Source organism: Pseudomonas sp. Kh14 (assembly GCF_900291005.1).
Taxonomy (GTDB): Bacteria; Pseudomonadota; Gammaproteobacteria; order Pseudomonadales; family Pseudomonadaceae; genus Aquipseudomonas; species Aquipseudomonas alloputida.
The window spans coordinates 710849-736252 of record NZ_OLKJ01000034.1; the positions used below are offsets into that span (position 1 = coordinate 710849).

Below are 25404 nucleotides of genomic sequence, written 5' to 3' on the forward strand. Positions count from 1 at the left end.
AAATAAGTCAATGTGCCGGATTCTAGCCCAAAGCCGCTGCCTTGAGCGCCCGTCGAGGCCGGTGCTACCATGCCCGATCCCCCTTAGAGGTGGCCAGACACGAGGAAGATCCCTGACCATGAGCACCATTCGCGAGCGCAACAAGGAATTGATCCTGCGCGCGGCCAGCGAGGAATTCGCCGACAAGGGCTTCGCCGCCACCAAGACCAGCGATATCGCGGCCAAGGCCGGCCTGCCCAAGCCGAACGTGTATTACTACTTCAAGTCCAAGGACAACCTTTACCGTGAGGTCCTGGAAAGCATCATCGCGCCGATCATGCAGGCATCCACGCCGTTCAATGCAGACGGCGACCCGAAAGAAGTGCTGAGTGCGTACATTCGTTCGAAGATTCGCATTTCGCGTGATCTGCCCCATGCGTCCAAGGTGTTCGCCAGCGAGATCATGCATGGCGCACCGCACCTGTCACCGAACCAAGTAGAGCAGTTGAACGAGCAGGCCCGACACAACATCGAGTGCATCCAGCGCTGGATCGACCGCGGGCAGATCGCCCATGTGGACGCGCATCACCTGATGTTCAGCATCTGGGCGGCGACCCAGACCTATGCGGACTTCGACTGGCAGATTTCTGCGGTGACCGGCAAGGCCAAGCTGGCCGACAGTGATTATGACGCGGCGGCCGAAACCATTATCCGCATGGTGCTCAAGGGATGTGAGCCAGAGGTGGCCTGAGATGGACAATGGGGACCGCATTCCACTGGGGTCGCACGCCCCTGTGGGAGCGGCCTTGTGTCGCGAATGGGCCGCAAAGCGGCCCCTGCTAACTTGAGCCTTACGCCGCTACCCCGGCATCTGCCCGCAACCCCACCTCCTCGATCGCACTGATCGCACACTGCTCGTCAATATCCGACGTATCGCCGCTGATCCCCACGGCACCCAGCACCTTGCCGTCCTGATCACGAATCAGCACCCCACCCGGCGCCGGCACCACCGGCCGCTCACCCATCCCGTTCAAGGCGGCAAAAAAAGCTGGCCGCTGCTGTGCATCCAGCGCCAGCAAGCGCGACCCCTTGCCCAGGGCAATCGCACCCCAGGCTTTGCCAGTGGCCACTTCAGGCCGAATCAGGCTCGCGCCATCTTCGCGCTGCAGCGCCAACAGGTGCCCGCCGGCATCCAGCACCGCCACGGTCAGCGGCGCGGCATTGATCTTGCGGCCCGCCACCAGCGCGGCATTCACCAGGCTGACGGCGACTTTCAGGTTAAGAACGTTCATGGAAAGGTCCTCTTCTTGTTGTGAGAAGCCCTAAGGGCAGTTGAAAACCGATCGAACAAATAGAACACAACGAGAGATTTTTTTGTATACAATATTTTGAAACGATCGTATGCGATGGCGCAAACCCCCGTTTTCACGGGCGCTCTGACGAAAGCCAGCTTAGCCGATGAAAACCCATTGACCTAAGCCGTCAGGCGTGAATACACTCTGTCGCAAAGCAAGTTGTATACAATTACAAAATTGATGAGGCACAAACCATGAGCAAAATGAGAGCAATCGATGCAGCCGTTCTGGTCATGCGCCGTGAAGGTGTAGATACCGCGTTCGGCATCCCGGGGGCTGCCATCAACCCGTTGTATTCGGCCCTGAAGAAAGTCGGTGGCATCGATCACGTCCTCGCTCGTCACGTCGAAGGTGCCTCGCACATGGCCGAGGGCTACACCCGCGCCAACCCGGGCAACATCGGTGTGTGCATCGGCACTTCCGGCCCTGCCGGCACCGACATGGTCACCGGCCTGTACAGTGCCTCGGCCGACTCCATCCCGATTCTGTGCATCACTGGCCAGGCGCCCCGTGCGCGCCTGCACAAGGAAGACTTCCAGGCCGTCGACATCACCAACATCGTCAAGCCAGTGACCAAGTGGGCGACCACCGTTCTGGAGCCAGGCCAGGTGCCTTACGCCTTCCAGAAGGCCTTCTATGAAATGCGTACCGGCCGCCCAGGCCCGGTGCTGATCGACCTGCCTTTCGACGTGCAGATGGCCGAAATCGAATTCGACATCGACGCCTACGAACCGCTGCCCGTGCACAAACCGTCCGCCACACGCGTACAGGCCGAAAAAGCCCTGGCCCTGCTCAATGACGCCGAGCGCCCACTGCTGGTAGCCGGTGGCGGCATCATCAACGCCGACGCCAGCGACAAGCTGGTCGAATTCGCCGAACTGACCGGCGTACCCGTGATCCCGACCCTGATGGGCTGGGGCACCATCCCGGACGACCACGCACAGATGGTCGGCATGGTCGGCCTGCAGACCTCGCACCGCTATGGCAACGCAACCCTGCTGAAATCCGACCTGGTATTCGGTATCGGTAACCGCTGGGCCAACCGCCACACCGGTTCCGTCGATGTCTACACCGAAGGCCGCAAGTTCGTACACGTCGACATCGAACCGACCCAGATCGGCCGCGTGTTCACCCCGGACCTGGGCATCGTTTCCGATGCCGGCAAGGCACTGGACGTGTTCCTGGAAGTGGCCCGCGAGTGGAAAGCCGCCGGCAAGCTCAAGTGCCGCAAGGCCTGGCTGGAAGAGTGCCAGGAGCGCAAGTCGAGCCTGCAGCGCAAGACCCACTTCGACAACGTGCCGGTCAAGCCGCAGCGCGTCTACGAAGAAATGAACCAGGTATTCGGCAAAGACACCTGCTACGTCAGCACCATCGGCCTGTCGCAGATTGCCGGCGCGCAGTTCCTGCATGTGTACAAGCCTCGCCACTGGATCAACTGCGGCCAGGCCGGCCCGCTGGGCTGGACCATCCCTGCTGCGCTGGGCGTGGTGAAAGCCGATCCGAAGCGCAAGGTTGTGGCGCTGTCAGGTGACTACGACTTCCAGTTCATGATCGAAGAGCTGGCGGTAGGCGCACAGTTCAACCTGCCGTACGTCCACGTACTGGTGAACAACGCCTACCTGGGCCTGATCCGCCAGGCGCAGCGTGGCTTCGACATGGATTACTGTGTACAACTGGCGTTCGAGAACATCAACTCGACCGACGCTGCCACCTACGGTGTCGATCACGTCGCTGTGGTCGAAGGCCTGGGCTGCAAGGCCATCCGCGTGTTCGAACCGGCTGAGATCGCCCCTGCCCTGCTCAAGGCACAGAAGATGGCCGAAGAGTTCCGCGTGCCGGTGGTGGTTGAAGTGATTCTCGAGCGTGTGACCAACATTTCCATGGGCACCGAGATCAACGCCGTCAACGAGTTCGAAGACCTGGCCCTGGTCGGCAACGACGCGCCAACCGCCATCTCGCTGCTGGACTGATCGCCTGACGCCCCCAGGCACGCCCTGGGGGCCTTCATCGCAAGGAGACAACTCATGCCTCGCTTCGCTGCCAACCTGTCCATGCTGTTCACCGAACAGGACTTCCTGGCCCGCTTCAAGGCTGCCGCCGATGCTGGTTTCAGCGGCGTCGAATACCTGTTCCCATACGACTTCAGCGCTGCCGACATCAAGCAGCAGCTGGAAGCCAACGGCCTGACCCAGGTGCTGTTCAACCTGCCTGCCGGCGACTGGGCCAAAGGTGAGCGCGGTATCACCTGCCACCCTGACCGCATCGAAGAGTTCCGTGCCGGTGTCGACAAGGCCATCGAGTACGCCAAGGTGCTGGGCAATACCCAGGTCAACGCCCTGGCCGGCATCCGCCCACAAGGCCCGGACTGCGCTACCGTGCGCAAGACCTTCGTCGAGAACCTGCGCTACGCCGCTGACAAGCTCAAGGGCGCCGGGATCCGCCTGGTCATGGAAATGATCAACACCCGCGACATCCCGGGCTTCTACCTGAACACCACCCAACAGGCCCTGGAAATCCAGGCCGAAGTGGGCAGCGACAACCTGTTCCTGCAGTACGACATCTACCACATGCAGATCATGGAAGGTGACCTGGCTCGCACCATGGAAGCCAACCTGAAGCTGATCAACCACATCCAGCTGGCCGACAACCCCGGCCGCAACGAACCAGGCACCGGCGAGATCAACTACCGCTTCCTGTTCGAACACCTGGACCGCATTGGCTACCAGGGCTGGGTGGGCGCGGAGTACAAGCCCAAGACCACTACCGAAGCGGGCCTGGGCTGGCTGAAAACCCACAACGCAATCTGAGTAACAACTCGGGACCCTGTGGGAGCGGGCTCGCCCGCGAACACCGGCAAAGCCGGTGCCATCCACCGAGTTGTCTGCTTCGCGGGCGAGCCCGCTCCCACAGGGGGCCAAAGCTTGCTTGAGATATCACAATTACAAAGAGGTAATTTCTCATGGCTAAAATCGGTTTCATCGGCACCGGCATCATGGGCAAGCCCATGGCCCAGAACCTGCAAAAGGCAGGTCACAGCATCTTCGTTTCCACCCACCACGACGCCGCGCCAGCCGACCTGATCGCCGCCGGTGCCGTGGCCCTGGCCAACCCGAAAGAAGTTGCCCAGGAAGCCGAATTCATCATCGTCATGGTTCCCGACACTCCGCAGGTCGAAAGCGTCCTGTTCGGTGAAAACGGCGTGGCCGAAGGCGTTGGCCCGAACAAGGTGGTGATCGACATGAGCTCGATCTCCCCTACCGCTACCAAAGCCTTCGCCGAGAAGATCAAGGCCACCGGCGCCGCCTACCTGGACGCCCCGGTGTCCGGTGGTGAAGTCGGTGCCAAGGCGGCGACCCTGAGCATCATGGTCGGTGGCTGCCCGAACGCCTTCGAGCGCACCCTGCCGCTGTTCGAAGCCATGGGCAAGAACATCACCCGCGTCGGTGGCAACGGTGACGGCCAGACCGCCAAGGTCGCCAACCAGATCATTGTCGCCCTGAATATCCAGGCCGTGGCCGAAGCCCTGCTGTTCGCCGCCAAGAACGGCGCCGACCCTGCCAAGGTGCGTGAAGCACTGATGGGCGGCTTTGCTTCGTCGAAAATCCTCGAAGTGCACGCCGAGCGCATGATCAAGGGCACCTTCGACCCAGGCTTCCGCATCAACCTGCACCAGAAGGACCTGAACCTGGCCCTGCAAGGCGCCAAGGAACTGGGCATCAACCTGCCCAACACCTCCAATGCCCAGCAAGTGTTCAACACCTGCCAGGCTCTGGGCGGCGGCAACTGGGACCACTCGGCGCTGATCAAAGGCCTGGAGCACATGGCCAACTTCTCGATCCGCGACGACAAATAAATCGTTTTTAGCCTCACTGGCCTCTTCGCGGGTAAACCCGCTCCTACAAAGACCGCACAATCGCTCAAAGCTGTGCATGTAGGAGCGTGCTTGCCCACGAAGAAGCCAACGCCGTTGAACCTGCGACCACAGGCCCAATGGTGGCATCGAGCAACACCCGCCCCTGGTTCGGCCTGCACGGAGGCAGTTCCAGGGGCGTTTTTGATTCTGCAGAACAACAATAATTGGGAGCCTGCCATGTCGGTCGATCCGCAAAAACTTCTCCGCGAGCTGTTCGACACAGCCATCGCCGCCGCCCACCCCCGTCAAGTCCTCGAACCCTACCTGCCCGCCGATCGCAGCGGTCGGGTTATCGTCATCGGCGCCGGCAAGGCCGCAGCCGCCATGGCCGAAGTGGTCGAGAAAAGCTGGCAGGGCGAAGTCTCCGGCCTGGTCGTGACCCGTTACGGCCACGGCGCCAACTGCCAGAAGATCGAGGTGGTCGAAGCCGCCCACCCGGTCCCGGACGCTGCCGGCCTGGCGGTGGCCAAGCGCGTGCTGGAACTGGTCAGCAACCTCAACGAAGAAGACCGCGTCATCTTCCTGCTGTCTGGCGGTGGCTCGGCGCTGCTGGCCCTGCCTGCCGAAGGCCTGACCCTGGCCGACAAGCAGCAGATCAACAAGGCACTGCTGAAATCCGGCGCCACCATCGGCGAGATGAACTGCGTGCGCAAGCACCTCTCGGCGATCAAGGGCGGGCGCCTGGCCAAGGCCTGCTGGCCGGCCACGGTCTACACCTATGCCATTTCCGATGTACCGGGCGACCTCGCCACGGTAATTGCCTCCGGCCCCACCGTGGCCGACCCGAGCACCTCGGCCGACGCCCTGGCCATCCTCAAACGCTACAACATCGAAGCGCCCAAAGCGGTCATCGATTGGCTGAACAACCCGGCCTCGGAAACCGTCAAGGCCGATGACCCGGCCTTGGCCCGCAGCCACTTCCAGTTGATCGCCAAACCCCAGCAGTCGCTCGAGGCCGCCGCGGTCAAAGCCCGTCAGGCCGGTTTCAGCCCGCTGATCCTCGGCGACCTGGAAGGTGAATCACGTGAAGTGGCCAAGGTGCATGCCGGTATCGCCCGGCAAATCGTTCAGCACGGCCAGCCGCTCAAAGCGCCCTGCGTGATCCTGTCGGGTGGCGAAACCACTGTGACCGTGCGCGGCAATGGCCGTGGCGGGCGCAACGCCGAGTTCCTGCTCAGCCTCACCGAAAGCCTCAAAGGCCTGCCGGGCGTGTACGCCCTGGCCGGTGACACCGACGGCATCGATGGCTCGGAAGAAAACGCCGGTGCCTTCATGACTCCAGCCAGCTACACCCGCGCCGAAGCGTTGGGCCTGTCGGCCAGCGACGAGCTGGACAACAACAACGGCTACGGCTACTTCGTCGCGCTGGATGCGCTGATCGTCACCGAACCGACCCGCACCAACGTCAACGACTTCCGCGCCATCCTGATCCTCGAGACTGCCCAATCATGACGCCTGATAAAAAAGTTAAGATCCTCGCCACCCTTGGCCCTGCGATCAACGGCATCGACGATATCCGCCAGCTGGTCGAAGCCGGGGTGAACATCTTCCGCCTCAACTTCAGCCATGGCGAGCATGCCGACCACGCCCTGCGCTACCAGTGGATCCGCGAAGTCGAACAACAACTGAACTACCCGCTGGGCATCCTCATGGACCTGCAAGGGCCGAAGCTGCGCGTTGGCCGCTTTGCCGAAGGCAGGGTGCAGTTGCAACGCGGGCAGGCCCTGCGCCTGGACCTGGACAAAACCCCGGGCGACAGCCGCCGGGTCAACCTGCCGCACCCCGAAATCATCGCCGCCCTCGAACCCGGCATGGACCTGCTGCTGGACGACGGCAAGCTGCGCCTGCGCGTGACCGCCAAGCACAGCGACGCCATCGACACCGAGGTGTTGAACGGTGGCGAGCTTTCCGACCGCAAGGGCGTCAACGTACCGCAAGCGGTGCTAGACCTCTCCCCGCTCACCGAAAAAGACCGCCGCGACCTGGCCTTTGGCCTGGAGCTGGGTGTGGACTGGGTCGCCCTGTCGTTCGTGCAGCGCCCGGAAGACATCGTCGAAGCGCGCCAGCTGATTGGCGACCGCGCCTACCTGATGGCCAAGATCGAGAAGCCATCGGCAGTAGAACAACTGCAAGCCATCGCCGAGCTGGCAGACGCGATCATGGTGGCCCGTGGTGACCTGGGCGTGGAAGTACCGGCCGAAAGCGTGCCGCAGATCCAGAAGCGCATCATCGGCACCTGCCGCCAGCTGGGCAAACCCGTGGTGGTGGCCACGCAGATGCTCGAGTCGATGCGTTTCTCGCCAGCGCCAACCCGTGCCGAAGTCACCGACGTGGCCAACGCGGTGGCCGAAGGTGCCGATGCTGTGATGCTGTCGGCCGAGACGGCGTCGGGCGACTACCCGCTGGAAGCCGTGCAGATGATGAGCAAGATCATCCGCCAGGTTGAAAACGGCCCGGACTACCAGGCCCAGCTCGACGTCAGCCGGCCAAAGGCCGAAGCGACCGTGTCGGATGCCATCAGCTGCGCCATCCGCCGAATCAGCGGCATTCTGCCGGTGGCGGTGCTGGTCAACTACAGCGAGTCGGGCGCCTCGACCCTGCGCGCGGCGCGCGAGCGGCCACGGGCACCGATCCTCAATCTGACGCCCAACCTGAACACCGCGCGGCGCCTGAGCGTGGCCTGGGGTGTGCATTCGGTGGTCAACGACCGCCTGCGTCAGGTGGATGAGGTTGTGTCTACTGCGCTGGAAATTGCCCAGGCGCAAGGCATGGCCAGCCGTGGCGACACGCTGCTGATCACCGCTGGCGTGCCTTTCGGCAAGCCGGGTACGACTAACACGCTGCGGATCGAGACTTTGATCTGAGATTGCCGGGGCGCGTTGCGCCCCTTTCGCGACACAAGGCCGCTCTACCCGACCGCGGAAAACCGAGGCCCAAAGAGGCCCACCGCTCCCCCATCAACCTCACTGACTGCCCCATGTACACCAAAAATTTCGTCAACCCGTGCCCCGACTGGGCCACGGCGTTACTCAACGGCTTCAGCCAGGTGCTGCTGCTGCGCAACCCCCTGTGCGGCCTGTGCTGCCTGCTGGCCATCCTGCTGACGGCGCCCAACCTGGTCGGCGGTGCGCTGCTTGGCGCCCTGGCCGGCCTGCTCACCGCCCAGGCACGCGGCTATGACCGTGCCGACCGCCAGGCCGGGCTGTACTGCTACAACGGCGTGCTGATCGGCACCCTGATCAGCGCCGTGCTGCCCTGGTCGGCCATATTGCCCCCCCTGATCATCGCCGCCGGCGGCCTGTCCAGCATCATCACGCACCAGTGGCGCAAGCGCGGCGGCAAGTTGCTGGTCGCCTACACCGCCCCCTTCGTCATGCTCGGCTGGGCCACACTGCTAATCGCCAGCCCCTCGCCCAGCGGCTTCGTCGAAGCTGACCCGCTGTACGCGTTGGCCCGCGGCATAGGCCAGATCTTCCTGCTCGACCAGCCCTTGGCCGGGTTGCTGATCATCGTCGGTATGTTCATCGCCAACCCCTATGCGGCGATGTGGGCTGTAATCGGTTCGGCCATTGGTGGCGGCGTGGCGTTGCTCGCCGATCAGGCACAGGCGGCGTGGCTGGGGCTGCATGGTTTCAATGCGGCATTGGCGGCATTGGCATTCAGCCGTCAACAGGAGAAAACCTGGGTCACACTAACTGCAATCGCGCTAGCGCTGCTACTGCAGCCAGTTTTCTCACTTATGCCTATCGCGGGACTTACCGCGCCATTTGTCGTTGCCTGCTGGCTCATGCACTTGGGTAGGGGTGCATTGACCATGATGTTCGATAGCGCCCGTAATGAGACCGTGAAGCAACGGATAGGGCAAAGATAAACCAGAGATGGGGCCCAACCGGGCCCTGCTTGCACCTTACCCTCCCCAACCACGAGTACGAACTGGACGGATAAAATGAAATCTCCCTTCGTCGTATTGGTAATTGCCGTACGGGCCTGCAAACATTCGCCGCACGTCGCCCCTGAACAAACTTGCATCGATACCTGAAGCATCAACTACCACACCTTGCCCGGCAAACCCTTGATAAATACCCCCGGGTTCCGAACGAACCGAAACCCTCTGGTGTCCCATTCCAATAGTGTCGTACGTGACAACATTCACTTCGTCCCCAGCACCCGGCCCGTAAATGTACACAGGGACTCGCTGCCTGAACCCCTGCTGAACTACGGGCTCCAGCGAAGCTGGAAGATTATGTAGCCTGAGACTTGCTGGTACATCTATCACCGCAAGGGGTGGAACGGCTTGAGGTGGCCGAATATTTTGAGCGGGTGACGGGTAGAACGTGGGCGCAGCCGCAACTGCGCGCCTTGGCAGCCAGTTCAAAACGGTACGCACCACTCTTCCGAGCAGGCCTGACCAGGACTGCCCCGTTGGATCCACATGATTGATGGGGTCACCGCCGCAGTATGCATAGGCATTCATGCCGCCTTCATCAAATGGGCTCTTCTGGTCAGCGCGATTGAAACGCCGAAGTGATGGCATGTAGAACCGGTGCCCGTTACCCAATGGGTATGCCTTACCGATCGGATCCCGCCATTGACCATTGAAGCCAGCCAGAGAGGCCGCAGCGCCCGAGGATGAATAGCCATAAGGGGAGTACACCTCTCTCAAGAGCTGTTGATCACGCAAAACCCCATTCACCGAATTGGCACCGTCGGCCAACAATAAGGCAGATGACGCGCCCTGCTGGAACAGCACATGACCCGCAGCCTGTACCAGTCGCTCGCTGCCGTTATTCAATACACACACTAACTGACCAGATTGATAAAACAGTAGCGCCTGCGAACGACGCGGTTCTGAAGCCGACATGTGCTGCACCTTTACACTAAAACCCAAGTAGCCATATACATTTCAAGTCCCTGGCCGTAGCACTATTAGTTTCATACTGCATCGGATGCGGGATGTAGGAAACTGGCATTTTTATTAGGTCGGCTCCGAATTTTCGCGTTGCAAGCTCCGACAAAGACCCTCTACGCTTGCAGATCAAGGCTCAGGAATATCTCACATGTCCACCCCGCAATCTTTACGCGAACGCCTCTACATCATGGTCTTCCAGACCGACACCGTAGCCGGCCGCCGCTTCGACAAGATCCTGCTGCTGATCATCCTGGCCAGCCTGGTCACCGTCATTCTCGACAGCATCGACGAGGTCCACCAGGGCTACGCCGGCCTGCTGGCCGGCATCGAGTGGGGCTTTACCGCGATCTTCCTGGCCGAATACATCACCCGCCTGTACTGCTCGCCCAAGCCGCTGCGCTACGCCTTCAGTTTCTACGGCCTGGTCGATTTACTGGCGATCGTGCCGGGGATCCTCGCGCTGTACTACAGCGACGCCCAGTACCTGTTGATCATCCGCGTGATACGGATGCTGCGGATATTCCGCGTGCTCAAGCTCGGCCAGTACCTGAAGCAGGCCAACTACCTGCTGGAAGCGCTGCGCGGCAGCAAGCAGAAGATCATCGTGTTCCTGGTGACGGTATCGACGCTGGTGACGGTGTTCGGCACGCTGATGTACGTGATCGAAGGGCCTGAGCATGGCTTTACCAGCATCCCCAAAGGCATCTACTGGGCCATCGTCACCCTGACCACAGTGGGCTTTGGCGACATCGTGCCGAAGACCCCGCTGGGGCAGGTGCTGTCGTCGCTGGTGATGATCACCGGTTACTCGATCATCGCCGTGCCGACCGGCATCTTCACTGCCGAGCTAGCCAATGCCATGCGCGGGGAGCAGCTGCAGCATGATTGCCCGACCTGCCACAAGAAGACCCACGAGCCTGGGGCGGCGTTCTGCTCTCGCTGTGGGAATGGGTTGTTTCCCAAAGCGTGATAGCGCCTGCGCCGGGCTCTTCGCGGGTAAACGCGCCCCTACAGGATAACCACAGGCCCGGACCGTGCGCGGTCCCTGTAGGAGCGGGTTTACCCGCGAAGAGGCCGGCACGGGCAGAAGCATAACCAAAGCATTTTTTGTTCTTTAACCCGCATAAACCCACCCGCTATAGTCGCTGGCAATCTGCCCCAACAACCTTCAAGAACAAGGAAGCATCGTGAAAAAACTCTTCACCGCCTCGCTGCTCGCCGCAGGCCTGGCCCTGGGCAACCTCGCCCAGGCCGCCCCGACCCTGCTCAACGTTTCCTACGATGTGATGCGCGACTTCTACAAGGACTACAACCCGGCCTTCCAGAAGCACTGGGAAGCCGAGCACAACGAGAAGGTCAACGTGCAGATGTCCTTCGGCGGCTCGAGCAAGCAGGCCCGTGCGGTGATCGATGGCCTGCCGGCCGATGTCATCACCATGAACATGGCCACCGACATCAACGCCCTGGCCGACAATGGCAAGCTGGTGCCCGACAACTGGGTAACCCGCCTGCCGAACAACAGCGCGCCGTTCACCTCGGCCACTGTGTTCATCGTGCGCAAGGGCAACCCGAAAGCCCTGAAAGACTGGCCCGACCTGCTCAAGGACGGTGTGCAGGTGATCGTGCCCAACCCGAAAACCTCGGGTAATGGCCGCTATACCTACCTGTCGGCCTGGGGCTACGTACTCAAGCAAGGCGGCGATGAAAGCAAAGCCCGCGACTTCGTCGGCAAGCTGTTCAAGCAGGCACCCGTGCTGGACACCGGTGGCCGTGCGGCCACCACCACGTTCATGACCAACCAGATCGGTGACGTACTGGTCACCTTCGAAAACGAAGCCGAGATGATCGCCCGCGAGTTCGGCCGCGACCAGTTCGAAGTGGTCTACCCAAGCGTATCGGCCGAAGCCGAGCCACCGGTGACGGTGGTCGACAAGGTGGTGGCCAGGAAAGGCACCCAGGCCGTAGCCGAGGAATACCTGAAGTACCTGTGGTCACCCGCAGCCCAGGAGATCGCCGCCAACAACTACCTGCGCCCGCGTGATGCGACGGTACTGGCCAAGTACACCGACCGCTTCCCGAAAGTGGACTTCCTGTCGGTGGAGAAAACCTTCGGTGACTGGCGTACCGTGCAGAAGACCCACTTCAATGATGGTGGGGTGTTTGACCAGATCTATACCAACCAATAGCCGTAAGGGGGCATCTGGCCTAATGCCAGTCAGTTAAGACAGACTCATTGACCTTTAGCCTGTAGGCCGCAAAATCCGACGCTTGGAAACGAGCATCGGATTTTTTATGCGCCTGTCAAAAGCCCTCTCTCTGAAACACCACATTAGATGCTCCTGCGGTATCAGGACTTCGCCGACATAACGCTGTTCCAGATGCAAGGCCGCACGCTGATCATACAATTGCCCCAATAATAGGCGCATGCCACCTCTCCAAATTTAAAGCAGCACAAATCCAGACCCGAAACTATTCAACTGAACAATTCCGGGGCGAGCATTATTTGACTAAATTAAGAAGAAACTTGCTGTTCGGCAGAAACTGTCGAATACCTTCGAAAGTTCACAAACACCAACAGTGCGATGACCACGAGTACCCCCATGGTGGCCATCATTACCGAGGACACCGCTTGGTCGAACGCCAATCGCGCATTCACAGCGATTTCCTGCCCCAGCGGGGCGGGCATTTGCGCGGCAGCGGCTAGCGCGCTGTCGATCCCGTCCTGCAGGCGCGCCGCGTCGGCGGCCTGCTCGGGCACGACCAGCGAGCGGCTGTACACCACCGACATCAGGCTACCCATGAAGGCGATGCCCAACCCTCCTCCCAGCTCGTAGGAAATTTCCTCGGCCGAAGCGGCCATCCCCGCTCGCTCCGGCGGCGCGCTGGCCATGATGGTGGTGGACGCCCCGGTCATACTCGCCCCTACGCAAGCACCCATGACGAACAGCAGCAGCAGTTGCAGGGCGACCGACTGGCTGAAACTGTACATGAACAGGCCAATGGCACCGGCGTAGATCAACAGTGCGAGCACCAGGAACCGATCACAACGGACCTTGGGCAGCAACCAGCCGCTTAACGGACCGGCCACGATCGCTCCCACGGAAAGGGGCAGGAAATAAAGGCCGGTCTCGAGCGGGGATAGCCCGAAAACCAGTTGCAGGCGCTGGCTCAGTACCAGGTTGATGCCCATCAGGCAGCCGGCCGCGGCCAGGCTGGCGATGACCGCAGAGGAGAACGCGGGGCTGCGGAAAATCTGCAGGTCGATCAACGGAAAACCACGCTTGCGCTGCCCGCGCACGAACATCCAGCCGAAGCCCGCGCAGATGGCCAACGCCCCCAGCGCCGCCACCAGCGAGGGCTCGGGCTTGGCGAATTCCTTGATCAGGTACGCCAGGCTGATGAGCCCTACCATCGCCTGAAGGGAGCCAAGCAAGTCCCATGGCCCGGCGTTGGCCTGTTGCGTGTTCCTGATCAGCAGCAAGGACAACACCAGGGCCACCAGCACGATGGGCACGTTGATCAGAAACACGGAACCCCACCAGAAATGCTCGAGCAGCGTCCCCCCTATCAGCGGACCAATCGCTGCACCACCGGAAGCCACGGCCGTCCAGACGCCGATGGCAAAACCACGCTCACGCTCATCCTCGAAGGTCAGGCTGATGATCGCCAGCGTGGCCGGCATCATGGCCGCCGCACCGACGCCCAGCGCGCCCCTAGCCAGGATTAGCAGCGCAGAAGATGGCGCGAATGCAGCCAGAAGCGACGCCGCACCGAACAGCACAAGGCCGATCACGAACAATCGCTGGTGGCCGATGCGATCACCCAAGGTGCCAGCACCCAGCAACAAGCCGGCGACGACCAGGGGATACATGTTGATGATCCACAGCTTTTCGGAGGTAGATGCCCCGAGCGCATGGGTAAGTGTGGGCAAGGCGATGTAAAGGACCGTCATGTCGATCGCAACCAATAGCAAGGCGAAGGACAGGACGGCCAATACGAGCCATCGCTGGTAAGTGTTGAACATTGGCATTCTCCCTGCCTTGATCAAGCCGATCACTGATTGTCGGCGCCGCATCCAAATAGGAACTCGGATCCTAGTAGACGGCCAACTTCATTGCAAATATTAAAAATTGTAAAAACAATTAATCCTCACACAATTAATATAAATAAATTATACCCGTAAGATAAATCCTACATTAACGGATGAATAATGACGTATTTATAATAGAACTCCATCACCTTGAGTGCTCCTCCACGCCCGCATCCGAAAAAACCAGCGGATTCGCCAGCCGCTCGGCGAACGCCAGCGCCGGGGCATGCAAGGACAACTCTTCGATTAGGAACTGCAGCCCGATGCCTGGGTCGTTGGCACAGGCCAGTAAGGTGCCGAACAACTGGTAACCCGCCTGCCGGACAACAGCGTGCCGTTCACCTCGGCTCATACAAGGGATGCGCGGGTACGCCCCTGTAAGGAGCTGCTGCGCAGCCTCGCCCACGCGCTACTGCGCATCGACATGGCCGTTACCTTCATCGAGCTGCTGGGGCGCATCTGGGGCTTCTCGGTGGTCGATTTCGCCCTGAGCAACAGCCTGGGCCAGGCGATCAGCAACTCGCTGTCGAGCATTGCCTTGATCCTGCTGGTCACCTGGCTGCTGTGGGTGGTACTCGATACGGACATCCAGGAAGCACTCAAGCCCCCGTCGGCCGCCGCAGCGCGCGTCAGCCGAGCACCCGGGTGCGGACCATCCTGCCGATGCTGCACAATGCGATCAAAGTGGTCCTGATCGTCATCTACACCATCACCACCATGGCCAACCTGGGCACCAACGTCGCGCCGTTCCTGGCCGGTGCCGGGGTGATCGGCCTGGCCATCGGCTTCGGCTCGCAGCAGCTGGTGCACGATGTGATTACCGGGTTGTTCATCCTCATCGAGGATTCCATTTCCATCGGCGACTGGGTAGTGCTCGATTCCGGCCATACCGGTACAGTCGAAAGCCTGACGATCCGTAGCGGCTGCGCGATGGCAAAGGCTTCGTGCACTCGGTGCCGTTTGGTCAGATCAAGGCGGTTACCAACCAGTCGCGGCAGTTCGCCTATGCGTTCTTCTCGGTGCAGTTCACTTACGACAGTGATGTGGATGCGTCACTCGCGCTGATCCATGAGGTGGGCAAGTCGATCAGCGAAGACCCGCTGCTGCGCATCAACCTGCAAGGGCCGTTACAGGTATCCGGGGTGGACCGCTTTGCCCAGGTGTACCCGCTGCCGCTGCAGGCCCTGGGGGCTTGAATTCGCCTGCACCGGCCCTTTCGCGGGCTCGCCCGCGAAGCTTCCAGCAAGGGCAGCATCAAACCTGACGGAATACCAAGGCCTTCAGCCCGCCAGCCGGGTCCACATCCGGAAACTCCGGCGGGTTTTCCAACCGCTCGACAAACGCCAGCGAAGGCGCCTGCTCTGCCATTCCCTCGATCAGGAATTCCGGCCCGATGCCCGGGTCGTTGACACACGCCAGCACCGTCCCGCCTTCGCTCAACAACTCCGGCAAACGCCGCAGGATCTTCGCGTAATCCTGGGTCAGCACAAAGCTGCCGCGCTGGAAGGTCGGCGGGTCGATGATGATCAGGTCATAAGGCCCGTACTTGCGCACCTTGCCCCACGACTTGAACAGCTCATGCCCAAGGTACGCCACTCGCGAGGCATCATGGCCATTCAGGCGGTGGTTATCCCGGCCCCGCGACAACGCCGACTTGGCCATGTCCAGGTTCACCACCTGCTCGGCACCGCCGGCAATTGCTGCCACCGAAAAGCCACAGGTGTAAGCGAACAGGTTCAGCACGCGCTTGCCCGCCGCCTGCTCGCGCACCCAGCGGCGGCCATAGCGCATGTCGAGGAACAGACCATTGTTTTGCCGCACGCCCAGGTCCAGCAGGTAGGTCAGGCCGTCCTCGATCACTTCGCGTTGCTGGCACGGCTCACCCAGCAGCCACTGGCCCGGGCTGTCGGGCAGGTAGCGGTGCTGGATGATGACAGCCTGACCCGTCCACTGCGGGCGATCGGCCAAGCTGCACAGCATGGCTTCCAGTTCGGCGAGCTGGCCTTCGGGCGGCTCACGGAACAAGGCGACCGACAGCACGCCCTGCAGCCAGTCGACGGTGACCTGCTCCAGGCCCTGCCAGCAGCGGCCGCGGCCGTGAAACAGGCGGCGGGTTTCCCGTGGTGCAGGGTCGAGGGCGGCAAGCAGGTGTTGCTCAAGGGTGTCGATGGGCGAGGTCATGGCGGATCGCAGGCTGGCAAAAAGCGGCATTCTACCTTGCGGGCCTCTTCGCGGGTAAACCCGCGCCTACAGGATGCCGCGCCGAGCGGAACCACCACCCCTGCTGCATGCCCGCTGCCGCCAGCAGGATCAACCCCACGCCCAGCCACTGCAGCGGCACCAGGCGGTGCCCGAACGCCACCCAGTCCACCAGAATTGCCGCAATCGGGTAAATGAACGACAGCGCACCGGTCAACGCCGTGGGCAAACGCTGGATGGCGCTGTACAACAGCACATACATCAGGCCGGTGTGCACCATCCCCAGTGTCAACAAGCTGGCCAACGCCGGCACTTCGACCGGCAACCCGCCAAGCGTGACCCATGGCGCCAGCAGCAACACACCCGTGGTTACCTGAATCAGCGCAATCAGGTGCGGGGGCGTGCCACTCAGGCGCTTGATGATCAAGGCCGCGATTGCATACAGAAACGCCGCCCCCAGCGCCAGGGCAATCCCCAGCAGATAGTCCTCGCCATTACTTTGCCCAGCACCATGGGCACTGACGATGGCCAGCATGCCGAGGAACGCCACACTCAGCCAGGTCACCTTGGCCAAGGTGATCTTTTCGCCCAGAAACAGCGCCGCCAGCCCCACCAGAATGAATGGCTGCACGTTGTAAACCGCCGTGCCGATGGCAATCGACGCCCGTGCGTACGAAGCGAACAACAGCAGCCAGTTGCCGACAATGGCCACCCCGCTGGCAATCGCCAGCAAAAATGCCGTGCGGCTGATCACGCCTGGGCGCAGAAAGCCAAACGCGGCGCAAATCGCCAGCAAGGTCACGGCACCGAACACGCAGCGCCAGAACACCACATCCAGCACCGGCTGGCCGGACACCAGCACGAACCAGCCAATGGTCCCGGAAATCAGCATGGCGGCCACCATTTCCAGCGAGCCACGGCGCAATGAACTGTCCATCTCAAACCTCCCTTTGATAATGGCAACAGTATGCAAAGGCTGCAGGCTGGCCATCCAGCGGATAACCAAGGCATTTTCGCCAACCTACCTTTACTATCAAGGCAGATAACACGAATTACCTGATGAGGTGAGCATGACCGATGCCATTGACCAATTATTGATCAACGCACTGATGGAGGACTCGCGCCGCTCGCTCAAGGCTCTGGCGCAGGTCAGCGGGCTGTCCGCACCCAGCGTCAGCGAGCGCCTGCGCCGGCTGGAAGAGCGTGGTGTGCTGCGCGGCTATACCGTGGAGGTCGACCCACGCGCCTTTGGCTACCAGTTGCAGGCGATCGTGCGCATCCGTCCGCTACCGGGGAAGCTGCAAGAAGTGGAGCGCCAGATCATTGCCATCCCTGAGTTCACCGAATGCGACAAGGTCATTGGCGAAGACTGCTTCGTCGCCCGACTGCATGTGCGCTCGATGGAGCAGCTGGACACGCTGCTCGACCTCATGAATGTGCTGGCTGAGACCAATACCGCGATCATCAAGAAGACCCCGGTCAAGCGGCGGTTGCCGCCAATGGATTGATTGGCCTCTGTACTGGCCTCCTTGCAGGGGTGCCCGCGAAGAGGTCAACACAGAAAGTTGACTATTTTTTGTACACAAAAACGTAACCATAGGTGCCATTTTTGTGTGCACTTTCTTCAGTAGCGCCCCAATTCGTTACACACTTTCCACCCGTTATTTTGACCAAATGATCAACTAATCAATCTTTCAAAAATTTAAACTTGTTCGTTTGGTCAACTTATATTCTCTGTATTTCATCAACTTACCTTTCAAAAAGATAAGTTAGAAATGATCGCCTGTTGAAACCTGCTCTTCCTTTGGCATGGAACTCGCTTTTGTGTGTTCGTGTTTTGTATACAACTTAAACAAAACATAGGTACACAAGAATCCGCGACGCCGACCCAATGTCAGCCGCCGCGCCCACAACCCTGTGATGCCAACGCTGCACCGACGAGATGGCGAGCCCGTGCGCATGCCCGCTCATCGCAGTCCATGTGCATCAGGAGCCCGCCGGAATGAGTAGCAGCCTCGACCTTGCCCCTGAACAATCCGTCGCCAGCACACACCCCGCGTCCACGCTTGCCGGCCACCAGCCGGACCTTGTTCTCAGCCCGCGCCTGCATAACCGCGACCTGGCGCCCACGCTTATGGAAGGCCGTCGCTGGGGCGGCTACAGCATCTTCGCGTTGTGGACAAACGATGTGCACAATATCGCCAACTATTCGTTCGCCATGGGCTTGTTCGCCCTCGGCCTGGGCGGCTGGCAAATTCTGCTGTCGCTGGCCATCGGCGCGGCACTGGTGTACTTCTTCATGAACCTGTCGGGTTATATGGGGCAGAAAACCGGGGTACCGTTCCCGGTCATCAGCCGCATTGCTTTCGGCATCCACGGCGCGCAGATCCCGGCGCTGATCCGTGCCGTCATCGCCATCGCCTGGTTCGGCATCCAGACCTACCTGGCATCGGTGGTGCTGCGGGTGCTGCTCACCGCCGTGTGGCCGCAACTTGCAGCCTACGACCACGACAGCATCCTCGGCCTGTCGAGCCTGGGCTGGGTATGTTTCGTATCGATCTGGCTGGTACAGCTGGTGATCCTGGCCTACGGCATGGAGATGGTGCGCCGTTACGAGGCCTTTGCCGGGCCAGTGATCCTGCTGACCGTCGCCGCCCTGGCGGTGTTCATGTACTTCAAGGCCGACGCGCGCATTGCCTGGTCGGTGGCTACCCCGCTGACCGGCTACGAGATGTGGCGCAACATCTTCGCCGGCGGCGCACTGTGGCTGGCGATCTACGGCACCCTGGTGCTGAACTTCTGTGACTTCGCCCGCTCCTCGCCTTGCCGCAAGACCATCCGCGTCGGCAACTTCTGGGGCCTGCCGGTGAACATCCTGGTGTTCGCCGTGATCACCGTGGTGCTGTGCGGCGCGCAATTCCAGATCAACGGCCAGATCATCGACAGCCCGACGCAGATCGTTGCCGCCATACCCAGCACGCCATTCCTGGTGCTCGGCTGCCTGGCCTTCCTGATCGTCACCGTGGCGGTGAACATCATGGCCAACTTCGTCGCCCCGGCCTTCGTACTCAGCAACCTGGCGCCGCGCCATCTCAACTTCCGCCGTGCCGGGCTGATCAGCGCCACCCTGGCGGTGCTGATTTTGCCGTGGAACCTGTACAACAGTCCGCTGGTGATCGTGTACTTCCTGTCGGGCCTGGGCGCCCTGCTCGGCCCGCTGTACGGCGTGATCATGTCCGACTACTGGTTGCTGCGCAAAGGCTGCATCAACGTGCCAGAGCTGTATACCGAGCACCCGGCCGGCGCCTATCACTACAGCAAGGGCATCAACCTGCGTGCCGTGGCCGCCTTCGTGCCGGCCGCACTGCTGGCCATCGTGCTGGCACTGGTGCCCAACTTCCAGGGTATCGCGCCGTTCTCCTGGCTGATCGGTGCCGGCATCGCCGCCGCCCTCTATCTGTTGATCGCCCCACGCAACCGCCAATACCACGACATCAGCGGCGAGTGCATCGCCGTCGACCACAGCAGCCATTAGTCAGGGAGGACTGCCCATGCGCATTCTGATCGCCAACGTCAACACTACCGAAGCCATCACCCACGCCATTGCCGAACAGGCCCGTGCGGTGGCCGCACCCGGTACCGAAATCGTCGGCCTCACACCCTGGTTCGGCGCCGAATCGGTGGAGGGCAACTTCGAGAGCTACCTGGCGGCCATCGCGGTGATGGACCGGGTCCTGGCCTTTGAAGGGCCCTACGATGCCGTGATCCAGGCCGGTTATGGCGAACATGGCCGCGAAGGCCTGCAGGAACTGCTCAACGTGCCTGTGGTGGACATTACCGACGCCGCCGCCAGCACGGCAATGTATTTGGGCCACGCCTATTCCGTAGTAACCACGCTCGACCGCACCGTGCCACTGATCGAGGACCGCCTGAAGCTCTCGGGCCTGTATGACCGCTGCGCCTCGGTGCGAGCCAGCGGGCTGGCGGTGCTGGAACTGGAAGCCGACCCGCTGCGGGCGGTGGAGGCGATTGTCGAGCAGGCCGAACGCGCCGTGCGTGACGACAAGGCCGAGGTGATTTGCCTGGGTTGTGGCGGCATGGCCGGGCTGGACGAGCAGATTCGCCAACGCACCGGCGTGCCGGTGGTGGATGGTGTGAGTGCAGCGGTGACCATTGCCGAATCGCTGGTGCGCATGGGTTTGAGCACGTCCAAAGTGCGCACCTATGCGACGCCACGGGCGAAGAAAGTGGTGGGCTGGCCGATGCGCTTTGGCCGCTAGATATTCTTCGCCTGTACCGGCCTCTTCGCGGCTAAAGCCGCTCCTACAGGACCACCCACACGCCTGAATACCGTTGGGGTCCTCGTAGGAGCGGCTTTAGCCGCGAAGAGGCCGGCCCGGTTAACGCATCATCCGGGCCAAACGCTGCGCACTGCCACAGGCCAAGGTGAACCCCAACGCCCCATGCCCCAGGTTCAGCCACAGGTTGCGATACACCGTCCCACCTATGATCGGCACCCCGGTCGGTGTCGCTGGTCGCATCCCCGCCCACTCCACCGCCTGGCCATAATCCGCCGCCCTCGGCAGCGTCTCCAGCGCCAGCCGCCGCATGCTCTGCAAACGGCGCATGTCCACCGACTCGTCGAACCCGACAATGTCCACCATCGCCGCTACCCGCAGCTGCTGCCCCAGGCGTGCATAGACGATCTTGCGCTCATAGTCGGTAAGGCTCACCTCCGGGGGCAGGTGCCCGGCGCTGATCGGTGCGGTCAGGCTGTAGCCCTTCAGCGGGTAAACCGGTATATGCACTCCCGGTAATGCCAAGCCTGGACCGCGATGCCCGGCACACAGCACCAACTGCTCCACGTCCAGTTGCTGATCGCCCAGTTGCAGTGCCACGACCTGGCCCTGGCGCTGAACCAATTGCGTCACCGGCCGGCCAAGCAGGAAGCGGCACTGGCCCGACGCGCGCAATAGCGCCTCCAGCCGCAAGCAAAACAGGTGACAATCGCCAACCTCTTCGCCCGCCGTGAACACGCCACCCACAAACGGTGCGCCATCCAGGGCAGGCTCCAACCCGCGCAGCTCGGCAGCCGCCAGCACCTGTTGACTGGACGGGTCCGTCAACTGTTCCCGGCCTTGGGCAAAGGCCCGTTCACTGCGAAAAGCCACCAGCTTGCCATTGCGCCGCCAGGCGAAATCCCCCAGGTTCTGGTGTTCGCGCCACTGCGCCAGAACGGCCTGGCTGTAAAGCGCGAGCTCAAGCAATTGCCCGGCATTACGGCGATTGACGCTACGCCTGCAAGCCAGGGTGAATGCCAGCAGCCAGCGCCACTGGGCCGGGTCCATGCGCAAGCGCAAGCGCAATGGCGACTCGTCCTGCAACAGCCAGCCCAGCGCCTGCCACGGCACCCCGGCATCAGCCAGCGGCGCCACATAGCGATAAGACAATTGCCCGCCATTGGCAAAACTGGTGGCCGACGCCAGGCTGTCGCGGGCCTCGATCAGATCAACCGACCGCCCTTCCCGAACCAGCGCGTAAGCCGTCGCCAGGCCCACCACTCCGCCACCGATCACCGTTACCCGCTGCTTCATCGCTCATCCCTGTTCCGGCTTCCTTGCCAAACAGTACCAGCGGATCAGGTCGGGCAGCTATGCGCACCGTCATTCAGGCCCTGACGCACATTGCGGCTCAGCAGGCTGGCCTTGCCATCGTGCCAGGTCAGGGTCAGTACGTAGAGGGTGTCGAAGTCTTCGCCGCTCCAGTCCTCGGTGATTACCCGCTCCTCCCCCAAGGCCTTGCCGGCCACCGTGTTGATCAGTTCCGGCAGGTAGCCGTGGGACCAGGCGGTATAGATGGTCGCATTGCGGTATTTGTTGCTCAGCAACTCATCGGCCAGTTCAGCAGTATCGTTGGCGCCGTAGTCGATATTCACCGGCAAGCCGAGGCGGATGGCACTGGGGGTGATGGTCATCAATGGGCGGATGTAGCTGTAGCTTTCATCCCTGCTGCCTTCCTCGACATGCCGCGTGGGGTTGGCGGCAAACACATAGTCGGCCTTGCCGAAGCGCTCGGGCAGTACAGTGGCCAGGTCCAGCGCACGGTTGAGGCCTTGGCAGTTCAACTGCCCGAGCCCCTCGCCCGGCTTCTCTCCATGACGCAGAAACACCAGGGTCTGGGTGCCATCCACCGGTTGTGCCCGGCTTTCGACAGCCTCCAGCGCCAGCGGCGCGGCGATGGCAGTGAGCACCAGGCTCAGCAGCAAGTGACGGCGACGGCGAAAGAATGTTGGCAACTTCATAAAGGCAGGCTCGTGTGGCAGAGAAAATCGGGTTTACCCGCCACATCGCCCATCCGTTAGAGGGCATCCTTGTAGTGAATGCCATCCTTGGCACGAGTGAGGGTCAGAGTGCCCTGAACCCGTTTGGTTCCTCCCTGGAGGTGAATGCCGTTCCCTGGGCAAGGCCTAGGTTAGGGGCTGGGTGTTGCGCAATTGTGTAAGGTGCAAGAACCTCGAGTTGCAACGCGAACACTCAATCATCCCGCGTGAGCACTTCCAGCAGTTCAATCTCGAAGGTCAGGTCCGAATTTGGCGGGATCGCCCCCACGCTGCGTTCGCCATACCCCAGGTGCGCCGGTACCAGCAGCTTGCGCTTACCGCCTACGCGCATGCCCATCAGGCCTTGGTCCCAGCCTTTGATTACCCTGCCGGTACCGATCACGCACTGGAACGGCTTACCGCGCGACCAGGACGAGTCGAACTCGCTGCCATCGGCCAGCCAGCCGGTGTACTGGGTGGTGATCAGGGCACCTTTGACGGCGGCTTTGCCGTCTCCCTCGACCAGGTCGATGATCTGCAGTTCTTGGCTCACGGGTACACTCCAAAACGCTGAAAAACAAGACCGCCCTTTTCTCAGGAATGCACCGGTTTGGCAAGTTCACGCAGAATTGTACGGAGGCATTCGCCGACGGAATGCCTCCGTACAGACATGACGTTGAATCAGCTGTTCTGCTCGAACACCTCTTGGCCGGACAGCTCTTTGGTCTGATTGGCGAAGCAGTACCACGCGGGTTTCTGTTCGACGAAGATCTGCAGGTCGAAATCCCAGGCGTGGTCGCCATCGAGCAGGCCGACCGGCACGGCATGGAAGTCGTTGGCCTTGAGCCGGTAGTACAGGTGGGTACCACAGCGGCCACAGAAAGCACGCTGGGCCCAGTCGGACGAATCATAGACGCTCGGCGCACGACCTTCGATCAGCGGAGGCTTGCTGCAGTGCACTACCAGCAGCGGGCCGCCGGTCCACTTGCGGCACATGCTGCAATGACAAGCGCTGATATGGGTATTGTCGACGGTGACCGTCAGCCGCGTGTCGCCGCACAGGCAGGTGCCTTGTTTTTCCAGGGCCATGGGTGGCTCCTTGAACGGAAAGATGGGCCTGCAATTATAGAAGCCCCCCAGGGCATCGCACGCCATACTAGATGTACACATTGCCCCGCAGGTACAACGCCGCCCGCCCACTGATGATCACGCGGCCATTGCCCGGCACTTCACACTGCAACTGCCCTTTGCGTGCCCCGCCCTGCTCGCAGCTCAGCACGTTCTTGCCCAGCCTTTGGGCCCATAACGGCGCCAGCGAGGTATGTGCCGAACCGGTTACCGGGTCCTCATTCACACCAACCCGCGGGCCGAACCAGCGGGTGACGAAGTCAAAGCCACGCCCTACCGCGGTCACGGCAATGCCACGGACGTCGAAGGCCGATAGCGCAACAAAGTCGGGTTTCAACGTTTCGAGCAGCATGGCGTCATCGATCACCACCACATAATCGTCGCTACGGTACACCGCATTCGCCTGGCTCAAGCCCAGCGCCTGCAAAAGACCCGCTGGCATGTCGACCGCTACGGGTTGCTTGGCGGGGAAGTCCATGGCCAGCAGGCCATCAGCGCCACGGCTGACGCGCAACTCGCCACTGCGGGTATTGAAGCGCAGCACTTGCGCCTGCTCACCCAGTTGCTCGAACAGCACGTAAGCCGAGGCCAAGGTAGCATGGCCGCACAGGTCGACTTCCACGGTGGGGGTGAACCAACGCAGGTCGATCGTTTCGCCTTTGCGCACGAAGTAGGCTGTTTCTGACAGGTTGTTTTCTTCAGCGATGCGCTGCAGCACATCGTCCGGCAGCCAGCTGTCCAGCGGGATCACTGCGGCCGGGTTGCCACCGAACGGTTCAGTGGAAAAGGCATCGACCTGGAAGATTTCGAGTTGCATGCACACACTCCTTGTTACCCGGGCGCTGCCAGGCAGATATCTGGAAAAAGGGTTAAGGGCGTACCGGGGTCAAAACTGGCTCACCGGCAAAGAACGCCTGCAGGTTGCGCAGCACCAAGGCCACCGTGTCGCGCGCGGCTTCTGGCGATTGGCCAGCCACGTGGGGTGTGAGCACGGTGTTGGGCAAGGCCTTGAGTGCATCGGGCACTGTCGGCTCGTCGTCGAATACGCAGTTGCGGCGAGGGGCACGGATCAGGTGGTAGCCGGCCTGCTCCAGCATGGGCAGGTAATCGTCGACGGTTTCCACCAGTACCAGGACTGCCTTGCTCATGCCACCTCCGGGTGAATTCGAGGCGTCATTATGCGGAGTCACCGGCCAGTACAGTCAATGGAAATAACAAGGCAAAACTGTACTGTGCTGTTGCTGCGTTGCTGTTGCTGTTGCTGTTGCTGTTGCTGTTGCTGTTGATCTTGATCTTGATCTTGATCTTGATCTTCGCGACTTCAGGAGGCCGAACGTAGGCCTTGCGGAGGGAGGTGACGGGCATGGATGCCCGTCAAGCGCTGGGCCCCAGGATGGGGCCTGCAGCGCGGTCCTCCCGGGAGCGAGGCCGGAGAGAGGGGACCCCGGAGCGCAGCGCAGGGGCCGGATGATGGGAGCGCAGCGTTTTTTGGTTACTTTTTGTCGCGTTTGA

At 61.5% G+C, this 25404-nt stretch carries 23 protein-coding genes and 3 pseudogenes; 13 read left to right on the plus strand and 13 right to left on the minus strand.

Translation table 11 applies throughout. The features are described 5' to 3' along the window. The first annotated feature begins 118 nt into the window (after positions 1-118). Complete coding sequence (locus FQ668_RS20455) at positions 119-730, plus strand: TetR/AcrR family transcriptional regulator (protein WP_014590197.1); 612 nt, start codon at positions 119-121, stop codon at positions 728-730. 100 nt (positions 731-830) lie between these two features. On the opposite strand, the gene FQ668_RS20460 is transcribed toward FQ668_RS20455, so the two are convergent. Beyond that, positions 831-1271, minus strand: coding sequence for a heme-binding protein (locus tag FQ668_RS20460; protein WP_010955037.1), 441 nt, complete (start codon positions 1269-1271; stop codon positions 831-833). A 257-nt stretch (positions 1272-1528) separates the two neighbouring features. Here FQ668_RS20460 and gcl point away from each other — a divergent pair, with 257 nt between their 5' ends. From gcl to FQ668_RS20495, 6 genes are all read left to right on the plus strand, one after another. Continuing rightward, positions 1529-3304 (plus strand): glyoxylate carboligase, encoded by a 1776-nt coding sequence (gene gcl / locus FQ668_RS20465; RefSeq protein ID WP_014590196.1) that lies wholly within the window; start codon positions 1529-1531, stop codon positions 3302-3304. A gap of 54 nt (positions 3305-3358) precedes the next feature. Beyond that, positions 3359-4141: a hydroxypyruvate isomerase gene (hyi, locus tag FQ668_RS20470; protein ID WP_014590195.1), complete on the plus strand. Its 783-nt coding sequence runs from the start codon at positions 3359-3361 to the stop codon at positions 4139-4141. A 152-nt stretch (positions 4142-4293) separates the two neighbouring features. Further along, positions 4294-5187 (plus strand): 2-hydroxy-3-oxopropionate reductase, encoded by an 894-nt coding sequence (locus tag FQ668_RS20480; protein ID WP_014590194.1) that lies wholly within the window; start codon positions 4294-4296, stop codon positions 5185-5187. Positions 5188-5424: 237 nt separating this feature from the next. Further along, positions 5425-6699 (plus strand): glycerate kinase, encoded by a 1275-nt coding sequence (locus tag FQ668_RS20485; RefSeq protein ID WP_144180609.1) that lies wholly within the window; start codon positions 5425-5427, stop codon positions 6697-6699. Further along, a complete protein-coding gene (gene pyk / locus FQ668_RS20490; protein ID WP_144180611.1) occupies positions 6696-8111 on the plus strand; it encodes a pyruvate kinase in 1416 nt (471 codons plus the stop codon). The genes FQ668_RS20485 and pyk overlap by 4 nt, the downstream gene beginning before the upstream one ends. A 113-nt stretch (positions 8112-8224) precedes the next feature. After that, entirely contained in the window at positions 8225-9118 is an 894-nt protein-coding gene (locus FQ668_RS20495) for an urea transporter (protein WP_134698023.1), read from the plus strand. Between the two features lie 36 nt (positions 9119-9154). Here the strand turns inward: FQ668_RS20495 and FQ668_RS20500 are convergent, their stop codons facing one another. Continuing rightward, entirely contained in the window at positions 9155-10108 is a 954-nt protein-coding gene (locus tag FQ668_RS20500) for an RHS repeat-associated core domain-containing protein (RefSeq protein ID WP_134698025.1), read from the minus strand. Between the two features lie 196 nt (positions 10109-10304). Here FQ668_RS20500 and FQ668_RS20505 point away from each other — a divergent pair, with 196 nt between their 5' ends. Together FQ668_RS20505 and FQ668_RS20510 are read left to right on the plus strand one after the other, a co-directional pair. Beyond that, a complete protein-coding gene (locus FQ668_RS20505) occupies positions 10305-11126 on the plus strand; it encodes an ion transporter (protein ID WP_019438545.1) in 822 nt (273 codons plus the stop codon). 217 nt (positions 11127-11343) lie between these two features. Further along, positions 11344-12342, plus strand: a complete 999-nt coding sequence (locus tag FQ668_RS20510) for a sulfate ABC transporter substrate-binding protein (RefSeq protein WP_014590189.1) — start codon at positions 11344-11346, stop codon at positions 12340-12342. A 326-nt stretch (positions 12343-12668) separates the two neighbouring features. Here the strand turns inward: FQ668_RS20510 and FQ668_RS20520 are convergent, their stop codons facing one another. Both FQ668_RS20520 and FQ668_RS20525 read right to left on the minus strand, forming a co-directional pair. Next, positions 12669-14180: an MFS transporter gene (locus FQ668_RS20520; RefSeq protein WP_014590188.1), complete on the minus strand. Its 1512-nt coding sequence runs from the start codon at positions 14178-14180 to the stop codon at positions 12669-12671. A gap of 211 nt (positions 14181-14391) precedes the next feature. Next, positions 14392-14544 (minus strand): annotated as a pseudogene (locus tag FQ668_RS20525) (class I SAM-dependent methyltransferase); the annotation flags it as partial. 90 nt (positions 14545-14634) lie between these two features. Between FQ668_RS20525 and FQ668_RS20530 the strand changes: the two are divergent. After that, positions 14635-15442 (plus strand): annotated as a pseudogene (locus FQ668_RS20530) (mechanosensitive ion channel family protein); the annotation flags it as partial. A 58-nt stretch (positions 15443-15500) separates the two neighbouring features. Here the strand turns inward: FQ668_RS20530 and FQ668_RS20535 are convergent. Both FQ668_RS20535 and FQ668_RS20540 read right to left on the minus strand, forming a co-directional pair. Continuing rightward, positions 15501-16457, minus strand: a complete 957-nt coding sequence (locus FQ668_RS20535; protein WP_144180613.1) for a class I SAM-dependent methyltransferase — start codon at positions 16455-16457, stop codon at positions 15501-15503. Between the two features lies 1 nt (position 16458). After that, positions 16459-17382, minus strand: coding sequence for a DMT family transporter (locus FQ668_RS20540; protein WP_014590183.1), 924 nt, complete (start codon positions 17380-17382; stop codon positions 16459-16461). 133 nt (positions 17383-17515) lie between these two features. Here FQ668_RS20540 and FQ668_RS20545 point away from each other — a divergent pair, with 133 nt between their 5' ends. The 3 genes from FQ668_RS20545 (at position 17516) to FQ668_RS20555 (ending at position 20725) form a co-directional block, all read left to right on the plus strand. Beyond that, entirely contained in the window at positions 17516-17953 is a 438-nt protein-coding gene (locus FQ668_RS20545) for an Lrp/AsnC family transcriptional regulator (protein WP_003254357.1), read from the plus strand. Between the two features lie 494 nt (positions 17954-18447). Next, positions 18448-19980 (plus strand): NCS1 family nucleobase:cation symporter-1, encoded by a 1533-nt coding sequence (locus tag FQ668_RS20550; protein WP_144180615.1) that lies wholly within the window; start codon positions 18448-18450, stop codon positions 19978-19980. Positions 19981-19996: 16 nt separating this feature from the next. Continuing rightward, a complete protein-coding gene (locus tag FQ668_RS20555) occupies positions 19997-20725 on the plus strand; it encodes an aspartate/glutamate racemase family protein (protein ID WP_010955048.1) in 729 nt (242 codons plus the stop codon). Positions 20726-20845: 120 nt separating this feature from the next. On the opposite strand, the gene FQ668_RS20560 is transcribed toward FQ668_RS20555, so the two are convergent. The 7 genes and pseudogenes from FQ668_RS20560 to FQ668_RS28615 form a co-directional block, all read right to left on the minus strand. Then, on the minus strand, positions 20846-22039 hold the full coding sequence (locus FQ668_RS20560) for a D-amino acid dehydrogenase (protein WP_019437066.1): 1194 nt from the start codon (positions 22037-22039) through the stop codon (positions 20846-20848). A 44-nt stretch (positions 22040-22083) separates the two neighbouring features. Further along, positions 22084-22746, minus strand: a complete 663-nt coding sequence (locus tag FQ668_RS20565) for a histidine phosphatase family protein (RefSeq protein WP_014590179.1) — start codon at positions 22744-22746, stop codon at positions 22084-22086. A 232-nt stretch (positions 22747-22978) separates the two neighbouring features. After that, positions 22979-23317 carry an FKBP-type peptidyl-prolyl cis-trans isomerase gene (locus tag FQ668_RS20570; protein WP_003254365.1) on the minus strand — a complete coding sequence of 113 codons (339 nt, stop codon included), beginning with the start codon at positions 23315-23317 and terminating at the stop codon, positions 22979-22981. Between the two features lie 128 nt (positions 23318-23445). Beyond that, positions 23446-23853 (minus strand): GFA family protein, encoded by a 408-nt coding sequence (locus tag FQ668_RS20575; RefSeq protein ID WP_014590177.1) that lies wholly within the window; start codon positions 23851-23853, stop codon positions 23446-23448. Between the two features lie 67 nt (positions 23854-23920). Beyond that, positions 23921-24709, minus strand: a complete 789-nt coding sequence (locus tag FQ668_RS20580) for a PhzF family phenazine biosynthesis protein (RefSeq protein ID WP_144180617.1) — start codon at positions 24707-24709, stop codon at positions 23921-23923. Positions 24710-24761: 52 nt separating this feature from the next. After that, positions 24762-24938: pseudogene (locus FQ668_RS20585) on the minus strand (2-hydroxyacid dehydrogenase); the annotation flags it as partial. 130 nt (positions 24939-25068) lie between these two features. Further along, complete coding sequence (locus FQ668_RS28615; RefSeq protein WP_178095708.1) at positions 25069-25257, minus strand: hypothetical protein; 189 nt, start codon at positions 25255-25257, stop codon at positions 25069-25071. Positions 25258-25404 lie beyond the last annotated feature (147 nt).

Excerpts from the sequence above, each read along its gene's own strand:
- FQ668_RS20480 (WP_014590194.1), top strand. The coding sequence starts at position 4,294 with ATGGCTAAAATCGGTTTCATCGGCACCGGCATCATGGGCAAGCCCATG.
- FQ668_RS20455 (WP_014590197.1), top strand. The coding sequence starts at position 119 with ATGAGCACCATTCGCGAGCGCAACAAGGAATTGATCCTGCGCGCGGCC.
- FQ668_RS20520 (WP_014590188.1), bottom strand. The coding sequence starts at position 14,180 with ATGTTCAACACTTACCAGCGATGGCTCGTATTGGCCGTCCTGTCCTTC.
- FQ668_RS20485 (WP_144180609.1), top strand. The coding sequence starts at position 5,425 with ATGTCGGTCGATCCGCAAAAACTTCTCCGCGAGCTGTTCGACACAGCC.
- FQ668_RS20580 (WP_144180617.1), bottom strand. The coding sequence starts at position 24,709 with ATGCAACTCGAAATCTTCCAGGTCGATGCCTTTTCCACTGAACCGTTC.
- hyi (WP_014590195.1), top strand. The coding sequence starts at position 3,359 with ATGCCTCGCTTCGCTGCCAACCTGTCCATGCTGTTCACCGAACAGGAC.
- FQ668_RS20565 (WP_014590179.1), bottom strand. The coding sequence starts at position 22,746 with ATGAAGTTGCCAACATTCTTTCGCCGTCGCCGTCACTTGCTGCTGAGC.
- FQ668_RS20545 (WP_003254357.1), top strand. The coding sequence starts at position 17,516 with ATGACCGATGCCATTGACCAATTATTGATCAACGCACTGATGGAGGAC.
- FQ668_RS20535 (WP_144180613.1), bottom strand. The coding sequence starts at position 16,457 with ATGCCGCTTTTTGCCAGCCTGCGATCCGCCATGACCTCGCCCATCGAC.
- FQ668_RS20560 (WP_019437066.1), bottom strand. The coding sequence starts at position 22,039 with ATGAAGCAGCGGGTAACGGTGATCGGTGGCGGAGTGGTGGGCCTGGCG.
- FQ668_RS20575 (WP_014590177.1), bottom strand. The coding sequence starts at position 23,853 with ATGGCCCTGGAAAAACAAGGCACCTGCCTGTGCGGCGACACGCGGCTG.
- FQ668_RS20495 (WP_134698023.1), top strand. The coding sequence starts at position 8,225 with ATGTACACCAAAAATTTCGTCAACCCGTGCCCCGACTGGGCCACGGCG.
- FQ668_RS20540 (WP_014590183.1), bottom strand. The coding sequence starts at position 17,382 with ATGGACAGTTCATTGCGCCGTGGCTCGCTGGAAATGGTGGCCGCCATG.
- FQ668_RS20460 (WP_010955037.1), bottom strand. The coding sequence starts at position 1,271 with ATGAACGTTCTTAACCTGAAAGTCGCCGTCAGCCTGGTGAATGCCGCG.
- FQ668_RS20550 (WP_144180615.1), top strand. The coding sequence starts at position 18,448 with ATGAGTAGCAGCCTCGACCTTGCCCCTGAACAATCCGTCGCCAGCACA.
- gcl (WP_014590196.1), top strand. The coding sequence starts at position 1,529 with ATGAGCAAAATGAGAGCAATCGATGCAGCCGTTCTGGTCATGCGCCGT.
- FQ668_RS20505 (WP_019438545.1), top strand. The coding sequence starts at position 10,305 with ATGTCCACCCCGCAATCTTTACGCGAACGCCTCTACATCATGGTCTTC.
- FQ668_RS20500 (WP_134698025.1), bottom strand. The coding sequence starts at position 10,108 with ATGTCGGCTTCAGAACCGCGTCGTTCGCAGGCGCTACTGTTTTATCAA.
- FQ668_RS28615 (WP_178095708.1), bottom strand. The coding sequence starts at position 25,257 with ATGCCCGTCACCTCCCTCCGCAAGGCCTACGTTCGGCCTCCTGAAGTC.
- pyk (WP_144180611.1), top strand. The coding sequence starts at position 6,696 with ATGACGCCTGATAAAAAAGTTAAGATCCTCGCCACCCTTGGCCCTGCG.
- FQ668_RS20555 (WP_010955048.1), top strand. The coding sequence starts at position 19,997 with ATGCGCATTCTGATCGCCAACGTCAACACTACCGAAGCCATCACCCAC.